Raw genomic sequence first — 16,968 nt, forward strand, 5'->3', positions numbered from 1 at the left:
TTCATGAAATTCCTGGATCAGGCCAAAGTCTACGTCCGCTCCGGCGACGGCGGCGCCGGCTGCGTCTCCTTCCGGCGTGAGAAATTCATCGAATTCGGCGGCCCGGACGGGGGCGACGGCGGCCGCGGCGGCGACGTCGTGGCCGAATGCGTCGACGGCCTCAATACGCTGATCGACTACCGCTACCAGCAGCATTTCAAGGCCAAGACCGGCATGCACGGCATGGGCAAGAACCGCGCCGGCGGGCGCGGCGCCGACGCCGTGCTGAAAGTGCCGGTCGGCACTCAAATCTTCGAAGAGGACGGCGAGACGCTGATCGCCGACCTCACCGAGGTCGGCCAGCGCGTGGTGATCTGCAAGGGCGGCAATGGCGGCTTCGGCAACGCCCATTTCACCACCTCGACCAACCGCGCCCCACGCCGCGCCAATCCCGGCCAGTCCGGCGAGGAGCGCACCCTCATCCTGCGGCTGAAGCTCATCGCCGACGCCGGGCTCGTCGGCCTGCCGAACGCCGGCAAATCGACGTTTCTGGCGAGCGTGACCGCGGCGAAGCCAAAGATCGCCGATTATCCGTTCACCACGCTGCACCCCGGCCTCGGCGTCGTGCGCGCCGACGAGCGGGAGTTCGTGCTCGCGGACATTCCGGGGCTGATCGAGGGCGCACATGAGGGCCACGGCCTCGGCGACCGGTTTCTGGGCCATGTCGAGCGTTGCCGCGTGCTGCTGCATCTTATCGACGCCACCGGCGAACACGCGGGCAAAGACTACAAGACCGTGCGCGGCGAGCTCTCCGCCTATGGCGCCGGGCTCGACGAGAAGCCCGAGATCGTCGCCCTCTCCAAGAGCGACGCGGTTGATCCCGACCATCTCAAGAAGCAGCGCGAGCGCCTCAAACGCGCGATCGCCAGCGCCGGCCCGCCACCCGAGGCGCGGGGCCCGCTGCTGACGCTCTCGGCCGCCACGGGCGCCGGCGTCACCGAGGCGCTGCGCGCCCTGGGGGCCAGCATCGACGCCTCCCGCGCCGAGGCGGGCGTCGCCGCGCCTGCCCCCTGGGAACCTTGACCGTTAATTATGCCCCGCCCATTGACCTTGACGGGAGCAACCACTAGCTTCGAGAGGCTATGATCCCACGCAACGACAGGAGAAGGCATTTCGGCTCGACAGCGGCGACGCTGCTCGTGGCCTATCTGCTCATCCTGCAGGGGATCGCGGCGGGGGCCGTCACCAGCGCTCGCGGCGCGGCGCTTTTCGCCGACGCGATCTGCCTCGGCAAGAGCTCCGGCCCTCTCGACGGCTCGCCGGGCGCGCCGATCCGGCCCACACGCCATGGCGACGCCTGCTGCGTCATCCATTGCGCCTCCCTGGGCGGCGCGACGACGCCCTCCGCCTTTGTCGGCGAGACCCCGCCGGCGCTCACCTATATCGAGGCCCGCCTCGCCTTCGAGCATGCGTTGTCGGGATCGGAGGCGGCGACCCCGCCGCTCGGCTCGCGCGCGCCCCCCGCCTTCGCCTGAAGCCCGCCGCGACCAGCGGCGTCGAACGGCCTCGCCCGCCCCTGCGGGAAAGAGGCATGGCGTTGGACAGCGTCTCCAGAGAGCTTTGCGCTTGATCATCTCTGCCAAAGCCGGGCCGCAAGGCCCGTTGTGTCCGCCTCTGTTGCGGCCGGCTGGAGCGCGTTTAGGTGACTTCAGATCATGGATCAGAATTCCCCGCGGAAGCGAAAGCCGGTCAAGGCCGTCGCCCGCATCTCGTCGCGCGAGCGGCGCTGCTCGCAGAATGGCAAACTGACCGCGCCCCTCGAAGGCTCGATCCGCGTCGGCTCTTCGGCCGAGCGGCTCTACCCCGACGCCCCACAGCGGGGGCGCATCGAAGTGATGGAAATGTATTTCGACGCCGACGGCCGCCCGATCAAGCGCAAGGGGCTCGGCGCCGAACGCGTGGCGCGCGCCTATGACGCGAAAGGCAATCAGGTCGAGGAGGCCTATTTCAACGCCGAGGGCAAGCCGACTGTCCGCAAGGACGTGGGCGCCGCCCGCATCGCCTGGCGTTATGACGACGCCGGCCGCCGCGTCGAGGCCGCTTTTTACGGGGCAGATGGGGCTCCGATCCGATCCTCCGACCCGGGCGAAATCTGAGGCGGCGAGGGTTCGCAGCCGCCCCCCGCGCGACCCGCGTGGGGGCCGCCGCATTTATTTGACGCGCGCGATCAGAAAACCGTCCCAACCCTTCGAGCCGACCGTCTGGATCGCCGTCGCGGCGACGCGCGGCTCGGCGGCGACGGCGTCGAAGAGCGCCCGCGCGCCGAGGCCGCCGTCATCCGTCGTGGCGGCGTCGGCGACCGCCCCTTCCCTTACGACATTATCGACGACGATTAATGCGCCCGGCCGGGAGAGTTGGAGCGCCCATTTGAAATAGGCTGCATTGTTGGTCTTGTCGGCGTCGATGAAAGAGAGATCGAAGGGCGCGCCGCCTTCGGCGGCCAGCTTCGGCAGAATGTCGAGCGCGGCGCCGACCCGCAGATCGACTTTCTCCGCGACGCCCTCGCGCGTGATATTGTCGCGCGCAATCTCTGCATGGCGCGGCTCGAATTCGATCGTCACGACCTTGCCGCTCGGCGCCAGCGCCCGCGCCAACCAGATCGTCGAATAGCCGCCGAGGGTTCCGATTTCGAGAATGCGCGTGGCGCCGGTCGCGGCGGCGAGCAGATGCAAAAGCTTGCCCTGCGGCGCAGAAACATCGATTGCGGGCAGGCCGGCGCGCTTGTTGGCGTCGAGCGTCGAGTGCTGCCCCTCCTCGGGCGCGATGAGGCGATTTGCAATGTAATCGTCGACCGCTCGCCAACTCTCTGTCATCGCCGGACTCCTTGTCGCTTGCGGCGGCAGCTTGACCTCGTTCGAGGCAAAACCATTTGACCTTCTGCGGATGTTCGTGCCAAGTGCCGCAGTTCGCGCTCAACCTGTGAGCAGAACGAGGAAGGCTTGATGGCCGCAGTTCGATTAAGCCTCAGTCTCCCTGCGGCCGACGAAGCCGCTCATCAGCCAAAATTTTATGGGAGCGAAACGAATGATCAAGCTTGCTTTCACCACGGCCGCCGCGGTCGTCGCCCTGAGCGTCCCGGCTCTCGCCGAGTCGTGGAACGTGACGGAAATCGCCACGTCCGGCATCAAGCGCGCCTCGGGCACCTGGACGATCGCTGCGCAGGGCGACAAGGTCACCGGCAAGGCCGACCTGCAGCTCGATAACGGCTCGGTGCTCACCTACAAGCTCGACGGCACGGTCGCCGGCGGCGCCTACACCGTCAAGCTCGTCGACCGCACCGACGACAAGAAGGATTGCGTCTGGACCGGCAAGCCGAACGAAACCGGCCGCGTCTTCAACGGCGACGTGACCTGCTCCAACGGCAAGTTCTCGATCCGCGCCGGCGCGCAGTAAGCTGTTCCTGTGTAAGAGAGCTCAAACGCCGGCCTTCGGGCCGGCGTTTTAATTTGCGCGCCCTTTGCGCCCGCGCCGTTCACCAAAATTGTGGCTAGAATGATTCTTTAGCTATGCTATGACTTTACGCGCCTGTCGCTTGCGTGCTTGTTACTTTTGTCGAGGCTTAGTCGCCGTCGAAGTCCCGAGGTGTCTTCATGCGCGTTTCAAATATGCGTCCGCTTATAGTTTCACTGGCCATCGGGATGGCGGCCGCGCCGCTTGCTTCCTGTAATTCCCCTCAGACGGCGAACCCCGGCGTGGCGCAAGGCGTTCCCGCCATTCCCTCGACCATCGCGCCCGGCGCCCTCGTCGGCCGCTGGGGCGTCGCCGCCTACCATCGCGACAGCGACCGCCCCCGCACGGAGGCGGAGGCGCGCCGCCAATGCAACAACGCCTATGCAATCAAGCCCGGCCCGACCGGCGGCGTGATGATGCATCTTGCGGACGAACCGCAGGTGTCGGAGCTGGTGCTCAAAGGCAGCCCGAGCGGCGTCACTTATCTCGGCCCGCCGGGTCCGGCCGCCGTGCCGACCGATCGCGAAATTGTCACAATCGACGACAATTCCTTCACCGTGAAATGGGTGAGCCCCGACAACTCCACGCGCTACGGCACGATGGTCTACGTTCGCTGCACATAAGCGCGAAGGCGCCGCGTCGCATATTTCAGTTAGGCCCATCCCGAAAGAGGTTCGACGATGGCATTTGCAGTCAAGGCTATCCGCCTGATGGTGGCGTCTTCGGCGCTGTTTCTGCTTGGCTTCGGCGCCGCGACGGCGGCGAGCCCCCAGGCAGATGAAATGGAGATCGACGAGCAGCCAGGCTATGAGCCGAGCCCGGAGGAGGAGACGCTTTCCGGGCCTTACGAGCGACAGGTCGTCTTTTTCCGCACCACGGAAGCGCCCGGCACCATCGTGGTCCACACGGCCGACCGCTATCTCTATCTCGTGCAGGGCGACAATCGCGCCATTCGTTACGGGATCGGGGTCGGCCGCGAAGGCTTCCAATGGGCCGGCATGCACAAGATCACCCGCAAGCAGGAGTGGCCGGACTGGCGCCCGCCGCCGGAGATGATCCAGCGCCAGCCCTATCTGCCGCGTTTCATGGCCGGCGGACCGGGCAATCCGATGGGCGCGCGCGCCCTTTACATCGGCCAGACGGTCTATCGCATCCACGGCACCAACCAGCCGCAGACGATCGGCCACGCCGTTTCGTCGGGCTGCTTCCGACTGGTCAACGGCGACGTGACCGATCTCTACAATCGCGTTCCGATCGGCACCAAGATCGTCGTCAAGCAGGCGGCGGATCTGTAGTTTCATCTCCTACCGCTATTGAAAGAGGTCGTTATGCGTCTTCTGCACAAGCGCGTTCGCGCGTTCATCCCCTTGCTGACGGCCTCCTTCTGCCTTTTTGGAGCGGCGTCGCAGGCCTCGACCCTCGATACGGTGAAGCAGCGGGGCGCGCTCATCTGCGGGGTGAGCTCCGGAATCGCCGGATTTTCGATCGCCGACGACAAGGGCAAATGGTCGGGCTTCGACGTCGATTTCTGCCGCGCCGTCGCCTCGGCGATCTTCGGCGACCCGTCGAAAGTTCAATTCGTGCCGGTCGCGGCCGACCAGCGTTTCGAAGCCTTGAAGTCCGGCAAGTTCGACCTGCTGTCGCGCAATTCGACCTGGGCTTTCTCCAATGAGGTCGAACAGGGCCTCGTCTTCGCCGGAGCCACCTATTACGACGGCCAGGGCTTTCTCGTGCCGAAAAGCCGCAAGGCCACATCCGCGCTCGAACTCGACGGCGCCAAGGTTTGCCTGAAGGCGGGCACGACGACGGAAGCCAATGTCGAGGACTACTTCCGGCAAAATCATATGAAGTTCGAGCCGGTGCGCTTCGAGCTTCTTGCCGACATTCTCAAGGCCTACGACTCCGGCCAGTGCAATGTGATCTCGAGCGACGTGTCGCAATTGCATGCGAACCGGCTCGAACTCAAGAAGCCGAACGACCATGTTATTCTGGCCGACGTCATCTCGAAGGAGCCCCTCGGTCCCGCCGTGCGTCAGGGCGACGACCAGTGGCTCAACATCGTGAAATGGGTCAGTTTCGCCATGCTGAACGCTGAGGAGCTCGGCATCAACAGCGCCAATGTCGAAGAGGCCAAAAAGTCCCAGAAGCCGGCGGTGCGCCGCTTTGTCGGCGCCGAGGGCGACATTGGCAAGCATCTGGGCCTGTCGCCCGACTGGGCCGTCAATATCGTAAAGAACGTCGGCAATTACGGCGAAACGCTCGAGCGCAACGTCGGCCGGAAATCCAAGCTCGGCATTGCGCGCGGGCTCAATCAGTTGTGGACGATGGGCGGCATTCAATACGCGCCGCCCCTTCGCTGATCCGCGCGCCGACGCTGCGGCGTCAGGCGGCGTGATCGTCGGCGAGAAGAAAGCTCGGCATTACGCCGAGCCGTTCCAGGGCGCTTTTTTCGAGCTTCTTCTCGGGTCGGACCGCAACGTCGAGCGCCGCCGCGATCGCCGGGGCGCCAATGTCCTGATAATGGCGCAGCAGCCAATCGCGCGCCTGACGCTCACGCATTTCGAGATATTTCCTGTCTGTCGACTCGGTCATCACGACACTCCTGTTACCGTTTGTTTTTTTTGAAAAAGATCATTCCGCTGCGGCGGCGCGGTGGAGGGGCGTCATGCTCGACTGCTTCGCCTCTGGGCGGTCCTGCAGCGCCATGATGGCGTCGCGGGCTTCGGTCGCGGTGCAAAATAGATTGCTTTGGAGCGCGCTCAGCGAACGCCGCGTCGCATAAAAGCGATAGCCCTCCGCCTCGCGAACGATCAGCCCCACCGTATCCTGCTCAATCTCGATCAAATAGGCGTGCGACATACGGCTTCCTCACATTCTTACGAATGATTGTTCTTTGCCTCTCGCAGAAACGCCCCTCCGGCGCTTGCCGCACCGCGGCCCTGTCGCGCGAAACTGCGCGTCGAAATCGCTTTCATTGGGACAAGGGGGACGTAACCCAAAGCAAAGTTGGAAATAGGTAAAGTTTTGGTAATCGAAGAAAGGAACGTTTAACGATTTCGCCTCTTCCCGGCCCGGCCGCTTTCGGCGCGCCGGGCGCGCTGCAGGGTCGGACTCATCTGTCGCCCGAAGCCACCAGACGGCCGACGAAAACGCCGCCGTCGTCGAGCGCTGCGGCGTCCTGCGCGGGCGCCGACGGCGTGACAAAGCCGATGAGCGCTGCGCCGATCGCCAATGCGATCACCATGAAAAGCGAAATGCGGAATTGGCGGCGCGCGGATTCGCCGTGCATGGCGGAATAAAGCGTGTCTGACATGATCGCCTCCGTTGTCTGATTGACGACGGCAAGCTAGCGATCGTGACGGCGCCCCGATGTGCGCCGCCGCACATCGAGGCCAGAGACGGCAAGTGGCGACCTCGCCGTTACTTCGTAGAGCCGCGCATCCCCGAGCTTCCCGCCCCGCTGCCCACGCCCCAATCGAGCCCCGACCCGAAGTTGCCGGACTCGCGGCTACCGGCCGGGGCGCTTCTGTTGCCGGTCGACGCGCCCTGCCCCGAGCGCCCTGGCTGGCCGCCGCCGGGCCCCGGCGGGTCGGACGTTCCGGCCCCCGCGCCGCCGCGCGTCTCGGAGGTTCCCGCGCCCTGCGCCATGGCGAACGGAACGCCAAGCGCCAGCGCTACGAACAGTGAGATGCAGTGCCGCGCCATGCTCTTCTTCCCTCACGCCCCATCGCCCCCTGCCGTCGGGGGCAGATAGGCGGTGGGTCGACAGGGTCAATGCGCGGCGATGCGGAACGCCGCCCCCCGTCAGACGGCAAAATTGTCGCGGCGCCGCCGCGAGCGCCACAAGAGAAGCGCCGCCCCCGCGCAGACCAGGAGCGCCGCCGGCAGAGCGACCCAGGGAGCAACCGACGCACGGGATCTGTCGGAGGCGGCGAGCTTGGGCGGCTCTACGGCTGCGACGCTCTTCGCGACTTGCGGCGACGGGAGCTGAGCCGGTTGCGGCGCCGGCGCGGCGGGTCCGTCCAAACCGGCGCGAGGCTCCGTGATCCGGCGGATCGCCGCCTCGAGCTCGGCGTCGGATCGCCCCAGGTCGCGCAGGCGCAGATAATCCGCGAGGCTTTGAGACGCCTGTCCTTGCATTTCATAGGCGAGGCCGCGCAATCTCAGGGCCAGCGCATGATCCGGCGCGAGCCGAATCGCCCGGCTGAAATCGCCGATGGCGTAGTCGAACGCCCCGAGTTCGCCGAAGGCGACGCCGCGGCGGAGCAACACCGTCGCATTATTCTTGAACTTCTGAAGGACCGCTGTGCACGCCGACACCGCCTCGACCGCCGGCAAGGCCTCGCTGAGACACGAGCCGCGCGAATAGCCGAGCCGGGCGGCCTGCGCGGGGCCGAGCGACGCCGCGGCGGCTGTCGCGAAAATCAGGGCAAGGAAAAGCGCGCGCATCCTTGGCATGCAAAGACTCTTGCAAAACAGGCGCCCAACGGCCCTGCTCCGACCATGCGAGCTTGCGCCAAAAAATGCTTCGGAAAGATTAAGCTCTTGCCAGTAGTGATCTTTTGCGATCGTTACTCACGTCCCGGCCAGTTTTCCAGCGCATTTCGCGCGGCTTCCAAGATCAAAAGGACCATGGCGCCGAAGGCGGACGAAATCCCGGCGACCTGCGCGAACGCCAAAAGGCCGCGCTCAGCCGTGTAATCGCCGAGATGCAGATAGATATGGATCGCGAGAATCGCGCCGCTCAGCGCGGCGGCGGCGAGGATGACGGGCGGCGCGCTCACCTGAGTCTTTCGCATCGCGTCGCTCCCCCGGACCAGCAGTCGCCCCTCGCGCGGTCGCCGCGCTTCTTGGCTGAGGAGCAGAGTAGCGAGTTTTCGCCAGCCGACCACTCCCGGGCCGCCAAAATGCGCTCACTCACAGCCGCCGCACGGGCGCCCAGACCTTGACTGCCGGAAAGAAAATAGTCAGCGCGCAGTAAAAATGGAATAAAAACTCACTGTATTCAGCTTTGAAAACCCCTGAAATCACGCGTATATTTCAACTTTGTACTTAAGCTTGGCAATAAGAGCGCCAACAATTCATATTGCCCGCTCTCAATTGCTTGATTACAATCGATGTCCTTACTTGGAAGATTAGGGAAGCTTTAATATATGCGATTGGCTTCGCCTACATCCCGGGACCGCTATCGCTTGCGGCTCGAGCCGCTGGACGTCGTTTGGGCGATAGCGGCGCCATTCGTTGCGCTTGCGCTGAGAGATCCGACGCTCCTCGCCGTCGGCGGAGCGGCAGGCGTCGTTCCACAAACCTATCAATATGCAATCATCGCCATCGTTCTGTCGCTGTGCAGCTTTCTGTTTTTCCGCATCAGCGACGGGATAAGCCGTTTCTTCTCCATTCGCGACGCCGCCAATCTCTGCGCCGCGGTCGCCTGCGCGGTCGCTTTGAGCAGCGTCGCCGCTTTCATGCTCACGCGACTGGAGGGCGTTCCGCGCTCGACGCCCCTGATTCACGGGCTCGTCCTCGTGACGGGGCTCGTCGCGACGCGGCTCATCGCCCGCACGATGTTCCAGGATCATGCGCATCGCCCGTCGGCCTCGACGTCGCAGGCGTCCGACTATCGGCGCGTCCTGATCGTCGGCGTCGATCATTTCGCCGCCGCGGCGATCCGGCTGATCGATTGTCAGCGGCCGAGAACGACGATCGTCGTCGCGGCGCTGGATGGACGCCCGTCCATCATGGGACGCAAGATCAGCGGCGTGAAAGTCGTCGGCAATGCGGCGGACATCGACGAAATCATTCAGGAATATCTCGTCCACGGCGTCGCGATCGACGAGGTGTGGGTCTCGGATTCGGCGCCCCTGGCGAGCGATCTCGCCGACTATGTGGCGGCCCGCTGTCGCGCACGAAGCCTGCCGTTGCTGCGCCTTTCGGAAGCGTTGAATCTTCAGCCGCAGGCGGCCCCCACGCCCGTTTATGACGTCGAGGAGATGAGCGACGTCGGCGAGTATTTCGAGATCAAGCGCATCATCGATGTCATCGGCGCGAGCGCCTTGCTCGCGGCTCTGCTCCCGATCACCGCCGTCGTCGCCGCCTTGACCTATTACGACGTGGGCGCGCCGATGCTGTTCTGGCAGCAACGCGTCGGCAGGCACGGGCGGAAGTTTCTGCTCTACAAGTTCCGCACCTACCATGCGCCCTTCGACAGAACGGGACGCCGCATTCCGGAAGAGCAGCGTCTTTCCAGAATCGGCCGCTTGGTCAGGGCGACCCGCCTCGACGAAATCCCTCAGCTTTACAGCGTACTCGTAGGAGACATGTCTCTCATCGGGCCGCGTCCGCTCTTGCCGCACGACCAACCGAAAGACCCCCGCACGCGTCTTCTCGTCCGGCCGGGGATTACCGGCTGGGCGCAGATCAACGGCGGCACGGCAATCGGGCCCGAGGAGAAGGACGCGCTCGACATCTGGTATATCCGCCACGCGTCGTTCATGCTGGACATGCGCATCGTCTTCAGCACCCTCATGGTCGCCTTGATGGGCGAAAAACAGAACCACATCGCCGTCCGGCACGCGATGCGATGGCGCCAGTCGAGCTTTGCGCCTTCAAGCGTTGAAGGATCGGGGACCGGCGCCGCTGAGACGCCCCACGGCGCCGTCCTGGACCTCGAGCGAAGCGTTACTGAAAGAGGCGCTCAATATACGCCCGGGATGAGTCGCGCCGTGCGCCGCGCATAGGCCTTGTAATCGGGGAAGGCCTCGGAGAGGACCTCTTCCTCATAATGGATGCGGGCAATCTGGGAGCCGATCGCGACCATCAGCGCCACGACCGCCCAAGGCGGCGCGAGTTCAAACGCCTTACTCGCGATGATCACAAACTCGGCCAGATAGAGCGGATGTCGAATCGACCGGTAGGGCCCGTTGGTCACGAGGCCGCGCGCCTGCGGCAGAATGCTGAACGATCGCCCCAACCAAAACAGCACATAGATGGAAGCGGCCGTTCCGAGCAGACCCAGCGCAGACAGGACGGCGAGCGCCGACTGTGAAAGCGTTGCTCGAGGCAGAACGAGAACCAGAAAAGGGGTCAGGCAGCCGATGACTCCCGCCGATACCGGCCCCGCCCCCTTCGCCTTTTTTATCGGCGGTTTTCGTATGATAAACAGCGCAATCGCCACCATCAAAAAAACGACCGTCGCGATCTGAAGAGAAATCTGCGCCGTCCCCGCCTTTGCCCCGAACAGCTCCAGGGCGCGCAGCGACGATCCAACGGCGCCGACGGCGAACCAGAGGATAATCGGACTGGCCATCGCCAGGTCATGGAGCTTTTCCCTGGTCACTTTCGTCGCCTCGCATTGCGGATGAACGGTATAGGCATGTAACACGCTCGATGCCTGAGATAAAAAGACCAAGACAAAAGTCCTCGCGCCTTATAAAGGCCAAATCGACCCGGCATTATTCAAGTGCGTTATTTTATCATTGAAGAAGACCACTGTGATCGACCTCCACTCTCATATCCTGCCGGGCATCGACGACGGCGCCGCCGACCTCAATCTTTCGCTCGAAATGGCGCGCATCGCCGCCTCGCAAGGCGTAATCGTGCAGGCCTGCACGCCGCACATCTTCCCGGGGGTTTACGACAATACCGGCCCGCAGATCCTCGAGGCGGTCGCCGCGCTCCAGCGTGAACTCGATGACGCTGGCATCGACCTCACGCTCGTCGCTGGCGCAGACGCGCATATGACGCCCAACATGATCGCCGGTCTGCGCAGCGGGAACATTCCGTCCCTCGCAGGCACCAGATATGTTCTTGTCGAGCCGCCGCATCACGTCGCGCCTCCCCGAATAGACGCCTTCTTTTTCGATCTGCTCGCTGCTGGCTATGTCCCCGTGCTCACGCACCCCGAGCGGCTGCGATGGATCGAGGCGCAGTATGAGACGTTTGTGCGCCTCGCGCGCGCCGGCGTTTGGATGCAAATCACATCCGGATCGCTCACCGGCGCTTTCGGCAGCACGCCGAAATATTGGGCGGAGCGGATGCTCGATGAAGGGCTGGTGCACATCCTCGCGTCGGACGCGCATGGCGTGCGGCGGCGGGGACCCGATCTCGCCGCCGGCCGCGCCGCCGCGGAGAAATGGGTCGGCGCCGAGGAAGCCGAGCAGCTGGTCTATTTGCGGCCTTATGCAATTCTCGAGAACGCCGACCCGTCGCAGGCGGCGCCGCCGCCCGGCGCGCTCAATCCGGGAAGTTACGCGGCCTCCTACGAGAACCGGCGCCGCCCCGGCCGGGCCGCCGATCGTCGCCAGGGCGGGGTGACCGCCTTCGGCGCGAAAGTGCTTACCGCCATCCCCGGCCTGAAAACGGTTTTCGCAAATCAGAAACGACCCGGCGGCAACTGAACGCCGGGCGTTCTCAGTTCGGCGTGATGGAGAGGTCGTCGAACCAAATCTCGCCCGAGAGAATTTCCTCGGACGGCGAACGCGCCGCAAGGCCCAAGCGCAAGACTTGCGCCGCGCAGCCCTTGTCGGGCACTGCGAAGACGAATTCGAAGCGCCGCCAATCCTCAGCCAAACCAAGAAACCTCTGGCTTTGTCCCAACACGGGCCCGTCCATGCAGGAGACCGCCCACTCCACGCCCCGCGGCCCCTCGAGATCGCCCTTGTAGGAGCCCCGGACCCGGTAGCGCCCGGGAGTCAACATGGTCAATTGTGAGACCCCCGGAAACTCGGCTCTCCCCGAATTGAAGCCAACCACGAGCGCGCGATCCGTCTCGTTTTCTGATTTGGCCGCGTAATCGACGGTCACATTCGTTCCCACAGGCGCTTGCCAGTCGAAGGGCGAACCGGTCGGCGCCTCCTCAAATCGCCCGTTGAACAAGAACCCCGCGTCCTCCAGCTTTTCCGGCGGCAGGAACTGAAGCCAGACATAGTAAGCGAGAGGATAAAGCTTCTTCTGGTAGAGAATCCATTGAAAGGCGTTGAGTTCGTCCGGACTGGCCGGCGCCGCGGTTTCTCTCAGGTTCAAGAACAGCTCCAGGGGAACGGCGACGTCGGAAAGATATTTGTAAATCTCGCTGAAAAAGACGCCGCGCCATGGCGGGTTTCCGGTCAGGAGCTTGATGACTTCCTGGCCGCCGGCTCCCTTGCTTTCCAGCATGCGCGCGAAAACGGGCAAAACATATTCCGCAGAAACCGACCCTGATCGCAACAAGACGTCCGCATAATAGGCGGAAGCCTGGAAGTTCTTGTTTTCGAGCGCCTTGCCCATGAGCCAAAAAGCCGCATAACCATCGTGAAGCGAATGCCGTGCGGCGGCCACCATTGCGGCGCTGGCCAATTTCTTCGCCCCCTGCATCTCGGCGATCTGCGCCAGCAGCCGATAATTTCGAGCCCGGAGCGGATCGAGCGCGATAGCCCGCTCGACGACTGACTTCAGCTCGTCGAGCTCTCGCGGCAAGAGTTTTGACTTTGTCGCCTCGCCGCCTTGCTTCAGCGTTGGGTCGATCGCCTTGTCTGCGACCCTGGAAAGCGCGGTTGGTTCGCTGGCGTTCAAACGCAGCGCCCATTGCGGCTCGCTCCAGGCAAGATAGGCGGCGACGCTATTGCGCACGATGAGCCAGCAAAGAACGAGGCCCAGCGCCCCATAACAGAGAATGGGAGCGATAGCCCCAGAGGAACCCTGCCTTTGCTCAAGCCGATCTCGGTCAAACATGAACATGCGCTAGAATTTCAGTTTGATGGCGAAGGCGATGATCCGACTGATGAGGCTGCGGCGTTTGCGCCGGACGCCAATACGCGTTCGTCCGTGCAGAACGGAAGCTTTTGCCGAGGACCCGCGCTTCGATTTCTGCGCGCCCCAACCGCGCGCCTTCCTGTCGTCGCCGGAGGCCTGCGGCGAAAGATGCGCGTCGAGCGACTGGTCATAGGCGGCGCGCCGGTCCGGCGTTTTGATATTGTTCCAAGCCTGAGTGATTTTCACGAGATAGGCCTTCGCCGTGAAGCCGTCCCGCTCTTCCGCATGAATCCATTTGCAAAGATAAACGAAATGCTGTCGCAGCTGCTGTGACGGAGTCTCTCTCGATCCTCCGAGCGTGCGATAGCTGTCGCCTCCCGGAGCGAGCATGATCTGCTCAATGAAAAACCCCGCCGCTTCCATGATTTGCTGCGGACTCCGCTGAAGTCTTGTCGCGACAGCGGCCGCCGCGCCGCCGTCGACCGCAACGCTCAGCAGAAGGTCCATGCCTTCCGGCAGAGCCGCCTTGCGCAGTTGACGACGGAACGGCGGAAGGGACGTCAAGGACAGCGCCGCCCTGATCGCCGCGAGTTCGTCGTCATGCGGCGGCAGAGCCGTCATCCGCCGATTCCTTGTCAGAGCCCGCGTCTATGTCTCTCGATTCGATCTTGTCAGGTTCAGCGCCGTATCCGTACCCGTATCCGTAGCCGTAACCATAGCCGTAATCTCCGCCGAAGCCGGTTTTCCGCGGATCGTATTTTGTCACGATCATGCCGATCGGAGTTACGCGAGACCGTTTCAGTCTCTTGATGGCGTTCCGGATCAATCCAATGCGTCCCTGTCCGGCGGCGACGATGAACAGGGTGGCTTTTGCAATATTGCCGAGCACCAGAGCGTCCGCCATTCCCATCACGGGCGGGGCGTCGATGATGACCATATCGAACACTTCGCCGCTCGAGGAAACGAGGGAAGCGAAGCGAGCGCCGTTCAGCAATTCAACCGGATTCGGCGGCGTCGGTCCCGCGGAGAGAATGTGAATATTGGTGTATTCGAGCTCGCGGATGGCTTCGCCCAGATCGCAGTTGTGAGTGAGATAGGTGCTCAGGCCGATGCTGTTGTCGATCTGCGCCTTTTCATGAAGGGCAGGTTTGCGCAAATCTGCGTCGATGACGAGAACCCGCACGCCCAATGCGGCAAATCTATTCGCGAGACCGAAGGCGACGCTGGATTTCCCCTCGCCTGGGGTCGAGCTTGTAATAACGAGCGTTTTCGGCGCCCCCGCCTCGGTCGAAAACTGAAGCGACGTGCAGGCGGATCTGAACGCCTCGGAGATCGCGGATCGCGCGTCGGCCGACTCCTCTTCGAACGACCTGCCCGACGGCGGCTTCGGAATGATCCCGTGCAACGTGAGGCCGCAAGCCCTCTCCGCCTCCGCGGGATCGTGGACCACGTCGTCGAAGTGCTCCAGAGCGAAAGCCCCGCCGACCCCGATCACGAGCCCCAGGCCCAGGGCGATCGCCATCACAAAAGGTCGGTTGGGCGAGCTCGGCGAGGATGGAAGCTGAGCTCTTTCGACGATGAAGACGTTGTTTGTGCCGATGCCGCTGGCGACGTCCACTTCCTTGTATCGCTGCAACAAATTTTCATAGAGCGAACGCGTCGAATCCACTTCCCTCTTCAGGATGTTGTACTGAATGCTCCGCTTCTGAAGATCGAGCGTGTCCTGCCGCAGCTTTTCGATTCGCTCCTTCATCTGGTTTTCTTGGCTCAAAGACCCCTCATAGGCGGCCTTCAGCGATGATTTTACCGTTTTGACCTCGACGCCGAGCTGATGCTCCAGCTCTTTGATTTTGCTGCTCAGCTGCACCATCTCGGGATAATTGGCGCGAAACGTCTGCGACTTTTCTTGATATTCGGCGACGAGCTGCCCGCGCCTGGATCGCAAGTCTTCAATCGCCTTGTTGGTCAAGAGCTGCGGCAAGTCGATGCCCGTGGCGCTCTCCGCCTGACGCCACAACTGCTCATTCTTGATGCGTTCGGCGATGATCTGGCCCAGCGCCGTGTTTGCGGCAGAGAGGCTGTTTTCGGCAACCGAAGCCTTGTCGGACGTGCCGACGATCTGCTCCTTCTCGGCGAAGGCGATCATGGCCTTTTCGGCCTCTTCGAGCCGAAGCTTGAGCTGCTTGAGCTGGTCTTCCAAGAAGGACTTTGCGTAGGCGTTGGCCTGGAACCGCTTATCCAGATTGGCGGCGACGTAACCGTCGCCGTAAGCGTTCGCGACTTTTTGCGCCCGCGAAGGGTCCGCGTCCGTATAGCTGATGTCGACCAGGCGGGTTCCCGGTATCGGCTTGACCGAGACGCCGCGCAGCACGGTCCCCCCCGCCGCATGATCGCGCTCCGACCGATCGCTGGGGCTGTCGCCCTTGGCGCTGGATTCACGGTCCAGGCGCAGGCGGGACGCGACGCGCTCCGCAAGATTGCGCCCCTTCAGCAACTCCAGCTCCGTGTTCAGATAATCCTCTGAATAATCTATCTCGCCCGGCGCCCTGTTTTTGTCGGAGAGAATATTCGTCGCGCTCTTATCGATCTGAACCCTGATGGTCGCCGTGTAGAGCGGCTTTTGCAGCAAAATCCACAGCAACCCGAGAGCGAGGCATATTGCCGCCGCGACGCCGATCAGTCGCTTCCTCTTGAGGAGCACCCTGACGATCTCGCGAAGATCGAGATCAGAGCTTTCTCCCTGCGCTTCTCCAAAGTAGCCGCCCATGTCAGGATAAACGTAGCCGCCCGGCCATTTGGCGGAGCTCTGGGTCATCGGCCCTCGGTTTTGGGGCTCAACCTGAACAGGCAGTTCTCTCTCGGTCATCTACTTATTCCTCACGCGATCGCCTGCCGTCAGATGAAAGGCACCGCATAGCCCGCGACCGGTAGTACTTTCAGCACGAGATTCAGACTGGTCTTGGCAGTGGAGTCCTCGACGACGATGACGTCGCCGGGCTGAACAGGCGGATCCTCGGCCGTGCCGCTTCTTATGCCGCTGAGATCGTAGCGGATCATTGTGCGGGAGCCGCCTGCGGTCCGGAAAATCACCACGCTGTCGGAAGACGTCGCTCGGTCCACGCCGCCCGCCTTGGCGATCGCCTGTTCGAGCGTATCGTTCCCCTTCAACGAAAACACGCCGGGATTCTTGACGGCTCCTTCGAGCGTCACCCGCTGGCTGTTGTATTCTTTGACGACCACGGTGACTTGTGGCGAGCGCATATAGCCGGCGTCGAGACGCTTTTGAATCTCCTTCTCGAGCGCCGAGGGACTTTTTCCGGCCGCCGGCGTTGCTCCAATCAACGGCAGATTGATATTCCCATCGTCCGCCACGGGAACCGTCCGCGAGAGATCGGGCGCTTTGAAGACAGTAATGTCAAGCACATCCTGCGGGCCGATCAAATAGCTGGCGCTGCCCGGCGTTGTCGTCGAGATGTATTTGCCCGCCACCTTGGCCGCAGCCGCATCGGGAGACGACGCCGGCTGCTGCTGCTGCTGTGCGTCGAACCCCGTCCCGTCGCCCGGCACGCCGTTGCATCCACTCGTCACTATCGCAAAAAGGCTCAGGAAAACCATTACTTGGAAGGTTTTGGCGCAATACAGAAAGTAACGCTGATGCACCCGATCGCCCATGGACCACCTTAATAATCAAAAGCTACGCCAAGTGCGCAGCCGCCACTCCTTGGCCTGATCAACTCCTTTATCGCACAA

General features: G+C 63.1%; 21 protein-coding genes. 9 read left to right on the forward strand and 12 right to left on the reverse strand.

What is annotated here, in order from left to right:
- Positions 1-3: 3 nt before the first annotated feature.
- The 3 genes from obgE to RVU70_RS05710 all read left to right on the forward strand — a co-directional run bounded on the left by obgE (position 4) and on the right by RVU70_RS05710 (position 2,135).
- The gene (obgE, locus tag RVU70_RS05700) at positions 4-1,062 is read left to right on the forward strand and encodes a GTPase ObgE (protein ID WP_363350113.1); all 1,059 of its coding nucleotides are present in this window, start codon (positions 4-6) and stop codon (positions 1,060-1,062) included.
- Between the two features lie 59 nt (positions 1,063-1,121).
- Positions 1,122-1,514 (forward strand): DUF2946 family protein, encoded by a 393-nt coding sequence (locus RVU70_RS05705; protein WP_363350114.1) that lies wholly within the window; start codon positions 1,122-1,124, stop codon positions 1,512-1,514.
- Positions 1,515-1,694: 180 nt separating this feature from the next.
- Positions 1,695-2,135: a hypothetical protein gene (locus RVU70_RS05710; RefSeq protein ID WP_363350115.1), complete on the forward strand. Its 441-nt coding sequence runs from the start codon at positions 1,695-1,697 to the stop codon at positions 2,133-2,135.
- A gap of 54 nt (positions 2,136-2,189) precedes the next feature.
- Here the strand turns inward: RVU70_RS05710 and RVU70_RS05715 are convergent, their stop codons facing one another.
- Positions 2,190-2,852, reverse strand: coding sequence for an O-methyltransferase (locus tag RVU70_RS05715; RefSeq protein ID WP_363350116.1), 663 nt, complete (start codon positions 2,850-2,852; stop codon positions 2,190-2,192).
- A gap of 211 nt (positions 2,853-3,063) precedes the next feature.
- Between RVU70_RS05715 and RVU70_RS05720 the strand changes: the two genes are divergently transcribed.
- The 4 genes from RVU70_RS05720 to RVU70_RS05735 all read left to right on the forward strand — a co-directional run bounded on the left by RVU70_RS05720 (position 3,064) and on the right by RVU70_RS05735 (position 5,849).
- On the forward strand, positions 3,064-3,432 hold the full coding sequence (locus RVU70_RS05720; RefSeq protein WP_363350117.1) for a hypothetical protein: 369 nt from the start codon (positions 3,064-3,066) through the stop codon (positions 3,430-3,432).
- 299 nt (positions 3,433-3,731) lie between these two features.
- A complete protein-coding gene (locus tag RVU70_RS05725) occupies positions 3,732-4,112 on the forward strand; it encodes a hypothetical protein (RefSeq protein ID WP_363350118.1) in 381 nt (126 codons plus the stop codon).
- Between the two features lie 57 nt (positions 4,113-4,169).
- Positions 4,170-4,784 carry a L,D-transpeptidase gene (locus RVU70_RS05730; RefSeq protein WP_363350119.1) on the forward strand — a complete coding sequence of 205 codons (615 nt, stop codon included), beginning with the start codon at positions 4,170-4,172 and terminating at the stop codon, positions 4,782-4,784.
- 33 nt (positions 4,785-4,817) lie between these two features.
- Complete coding sequence (locus RVU70_RS05735) at positions 4,818-5,849, forward strand: amino acid ABC transporter substrate-binding protein (RefSeq protein WP_363350120.1); 1,032 nt, start codon at positions 4,818-4,820, stop codon at positions 5,847-5,849.
- Between the two features lie 22 nt (positions 5,850-5,871).
- Here the strand turns inward: RVU70_RS05735 and RVU70_RS05740 are convergent, their stop codons facing one another.
- The 6 genes from RVU70_RS05740 to RVU70_RS05765 all read right to left on the reverse strand — a co-directional run bounded on the left by RVU70_RS05740 (position 5,872) and on the right by RVU70_RS05765 (position 8,288).
- The gene (locus RVU70_RS05740; RefSeq protein WP_363350121.1) at positions 5,872-6,081 is read right to left on the reverse strand and encodes a hypothetical protein; all 210 of its coding nucleotides are present in this window, start codon (positions 6,079-6,081) and stop codon (positions 5,872-5,874) included.
- 39 nt (positions 6,082-6,120) lie between these two features.
- Positions 6,121-6,348: a hypothetical protein gene (locus RVU70_RS05745; protein ID WP_363350122.1), complete on the reverse strand. Its 228-nt coding sequence runs from the start codon at positions 6,346-6,348 to the stop codon at positions 6,121-6,123.
- Positions 6,349-6,601: 253 nt separating this feature from the next.
- A complete protein-coding gene (locus RVU70_RS05750) occupies positions 6,602-6,802 on the reverse strand; it encodes a hypothetical protein (protein WP_363350123.1) in 201 nt (66 codons plus the stop codon).
- Between the two features lie 107 nt (positions 6,803-6,909).
- Positions 6,910-7,194, reverse strand: a complete 285-nt coding sequence (locus tag RVU70_RS05755; protein WP_363350124.1) for a hypothetical protein — start codon at positions 7,192-7,194, stop codon at positions 6,910-6,912.
- A 99-nt stretch (positions 7,195-7,293) separates the two neighbouring features.
- Positions 7,294-7,947, reverse strand: coding sequence for a tetratricopeptide repeat protein (locus RVU70_RS05760; protein WP_363350125.1), 654 nt, complete (start codon positions 7,945-7,947; stop codon positions 7,294-7,296).
- A 113-nt stretch (positions 7,948-8,060) separates the two neighbouring features.
- A complete protein-coding gene (locus tag RVU70_RS05765) occupies positions 8,061-8,288 on the reverse strand; it encodes a hypothetical protein (protein WP_363350126.1) in 228 nt (75 codons plus the stop codon).
- Positions 8,289-8,648: 360 nt separating this feature from the next.
- Between RVU70_RS05765 and RVU70_RS05770 the strand changes: the two genes are divergently transcribed.
- Entirely contained in the window at positions 8,649-10,226 is a 1,578-nt protein-coding gene (locus RVU70_RS05770; protein ID WP_363350127.1) for a sugar transferase, read from the forward strand.
- Here RVU70_RS05770 and RVU70_RS05775 read toward each other — a convergent pair.
- On the reverse strand, positions 10,184-10,825 hold the full coding sequence (locus RVU70_RS05775; protein ID WP_363350128.1) for an isoprenylcysteine carboxylmethyltransferase family protein: 642 nt from the start codon (positions 10,823-10,825) through the stop codon (positions 10,184-10,186). The two genes, RVU70_RS05770 and RVU70_RS05775, sit on opposite strands and share 43 nt — an antisense overlap.
- Positions 10,826-10,979: 154 nt before the next feature.
- Between RVU70_RS05775 and RVU70_RS05780 the strand changes: the two genes are divergently transcribed.
- Positions 10,980-11,885, forward strand: coding sequence for a CpsB/CapC family capsule biosynthesis tyrosine phosphatase (locus tag RVU70_RS05780; protein ID WP_363350129.1), 906 nt, complete (start codon positions 10,980-10,982; stop codon positions 11,883-11,885).
- Positions 11,886-11,898: 13 nt separating this feature from the next.
- Here the strand turns inward: RVU70_RS05780 and RVU70_RS05785 are convergent, their stop codons facing one another.
- From RVU70_RS05785 to RVU70_RS05800, 4 genes are all read right to left on the reverse strand, one after another.
- Positions 11,899-13,197 carry a hypothetical protein gene (locus RVU70_RS05785; RefSeq protein WP_363350130.1) on the reverse strand — a complete coding sequence of 433 codons (1,299 nt, stop codon included), beginning with the start codon at positions 13,195-13,197 and terminating at the stop codon, positions 11,899-11,901.
- A 9-nt stretch (positions 13,198-13,206) separates the two neighbouring features.
- Positions 13,207-13,839, reverse strand: a complete 633-nt coding sequence (locus tag RVU70_RS05790) for a hypothetical protein (RefSeq protein WP_363350131.1) — start codon at positions 13,837-13,839, stop codon at positions 13,207-13,209.
- Positions 13,817-16,033, reverse strand: coding sequence for a polysaccharide biosynthesis tyrosine autokinase (locus RVU70_RS05795; protein WP_363350132.1), 2,217 nt, complete (start codon positions 16,031-16,033; stop codon positions 13,817-13,819). The genes RVU70_RS05790 and RVU70_RS05795 overlap by 23 nt, the downstream gene beginning before the upstream one ends.
- An 80-nt stretch (positions 16,034-16,113) precedes the next feature.
- Complete coding sequence (locus tag RVU70_RS05800) at positions 16,114-16,890, reverse strand: polysaccharide biosynthesis/export family protein (RefSeq protein ID WP_363350133.1); 777 nt, start codon at positions 16,888-16,890, stop codon at positions 16,114-16,116.
- Positions 16,891-16,968: the final 78 nt, after the last annotated feature.

The sequence above is a fragment of the Methylocystis echinoides genome (assembly GCF_040687965.1).
GTDB lineage: Bacteria > Pseudomonadota > Alphaproteobacteria > Rhizobiales > Beijerinckiaceae > Methylocystis > Methylocystis echinoides_A.

Coding starts and splice junctions, on each gene's coding strand:
- obgE (WP_363350113.1), top strand. CDS start 4: ATGAAATTCCTGGATCAGGCCAAAGTCTACGTCCGCTCCGGCGACGGC.
- RVU70_RS05705 (WP_363350114.1), top strand. CDS start 1,122: ATGATCCCACGCAACGACAGGAGAAGGCATTTCGGCTCGACAGCGGCG.
- RVU70_RS05710 (WP_363350115.1), top strand. CDS start 1,695: ATGGATCAGAATTCCCCGCGGAAGCGAAAGCCGGTCAAGGCCGTCGCC.
- RVU70_RS05715 (WP_363350116.1), bottom strand. CDS start 2,852: ATGACAGAGAGTTGGCGAGCGGTCGACGATTACATTGCAAATCGCCTC.
- RVU70_RS05720 (WP_363350117.1), top strand. CDS start 3,064: ATGATCAAGCTTGCTTTCACCACGGCCGCCGCGGTCGTCGCCCTGAGC.
- RVU70_RS05730 (WP_363350119.1), top strand. CDS start 4,170: ATGGCATTTGCAGTCAAGGCTATCCGCCTGATGGTGGCGTCTTCGGCG.
- RVU70_RS05735 (WP_363350120.1), top strand. CDS start 4,818: ATGCGTCTTCTGCACAAGCGCGTTCGCGCGTTCATCCCCTTGCTGACG.
- RVU70_RS05740 (WP_363350121.1), bottom strand. CDS start 6,081: ATGACCGAGTCGACAGACAGGAAATATCTCGAAATGCGTGAGCGTCAG.
- RVU70_RS05745 (WP_363350122.1), bottom strand. CDS start 6,348: ATGTCGCACGCCTATTTGATCGAGATTGAGCAGGATACGGTGGGGCTG.
- RVU70_RS05750 (WP_363350123.1), bottom strand. CDS start 6,802: ATGTCAGACACGCTTTATTCCGCCATGCACGGCGAATCCGCGCGCCGC.
- RVU70_RS05755 (WP_363350124.1), bottom strand. CDS start 7,194: ATGGCGCGGCACTGCATCTCACTGTTCGTAGCGCTGGCGCTTGGCGTT.
- RVU70_RS05760 (WP_363350125.1), bottom strand. CDS start 7,947: ATGCCAAGGATGCGCGCGCTTTTCCTTGCCCTGATTTTCGCGACAGCC.
- RVU70_RS05765 (WP_363350126.1), bottom strand. CDS start 8,288: ATGCGAAAGACTCAGGTGAGCGCGCCGCCCGTCATCCTCGCCGCCGCC.
- RVU70_RS05785 (WP_363350130.1), bottom strand. CDS start 13,197: ATGTTTGACCGAGATCGGCTTGAGCAAAGGCAGGGTTCCTCTGGGGCT.
- RVU70_RS05790 (WP_363350131.1), bottom strand. CDS start 13,839: ATGACGGCTCTGCCGCCGCATGACGACGAACTCGCGGCGATCAGGGCG.
- RVU70_RS05795 (WP_363350132.1), bottom strand. CDS start 16,033: ATGACCCAGAGCTCCGCCAAATGGCCGGGCGGCTACGTTTATCCTGAC.
- RVU70_RS05800 (WP_363350133.1), bottom strand. CDS start 16,890: ATGGGCGATCGGGTGCATCAGCGTTACTTTCTGTATTGCGCCAAAACC.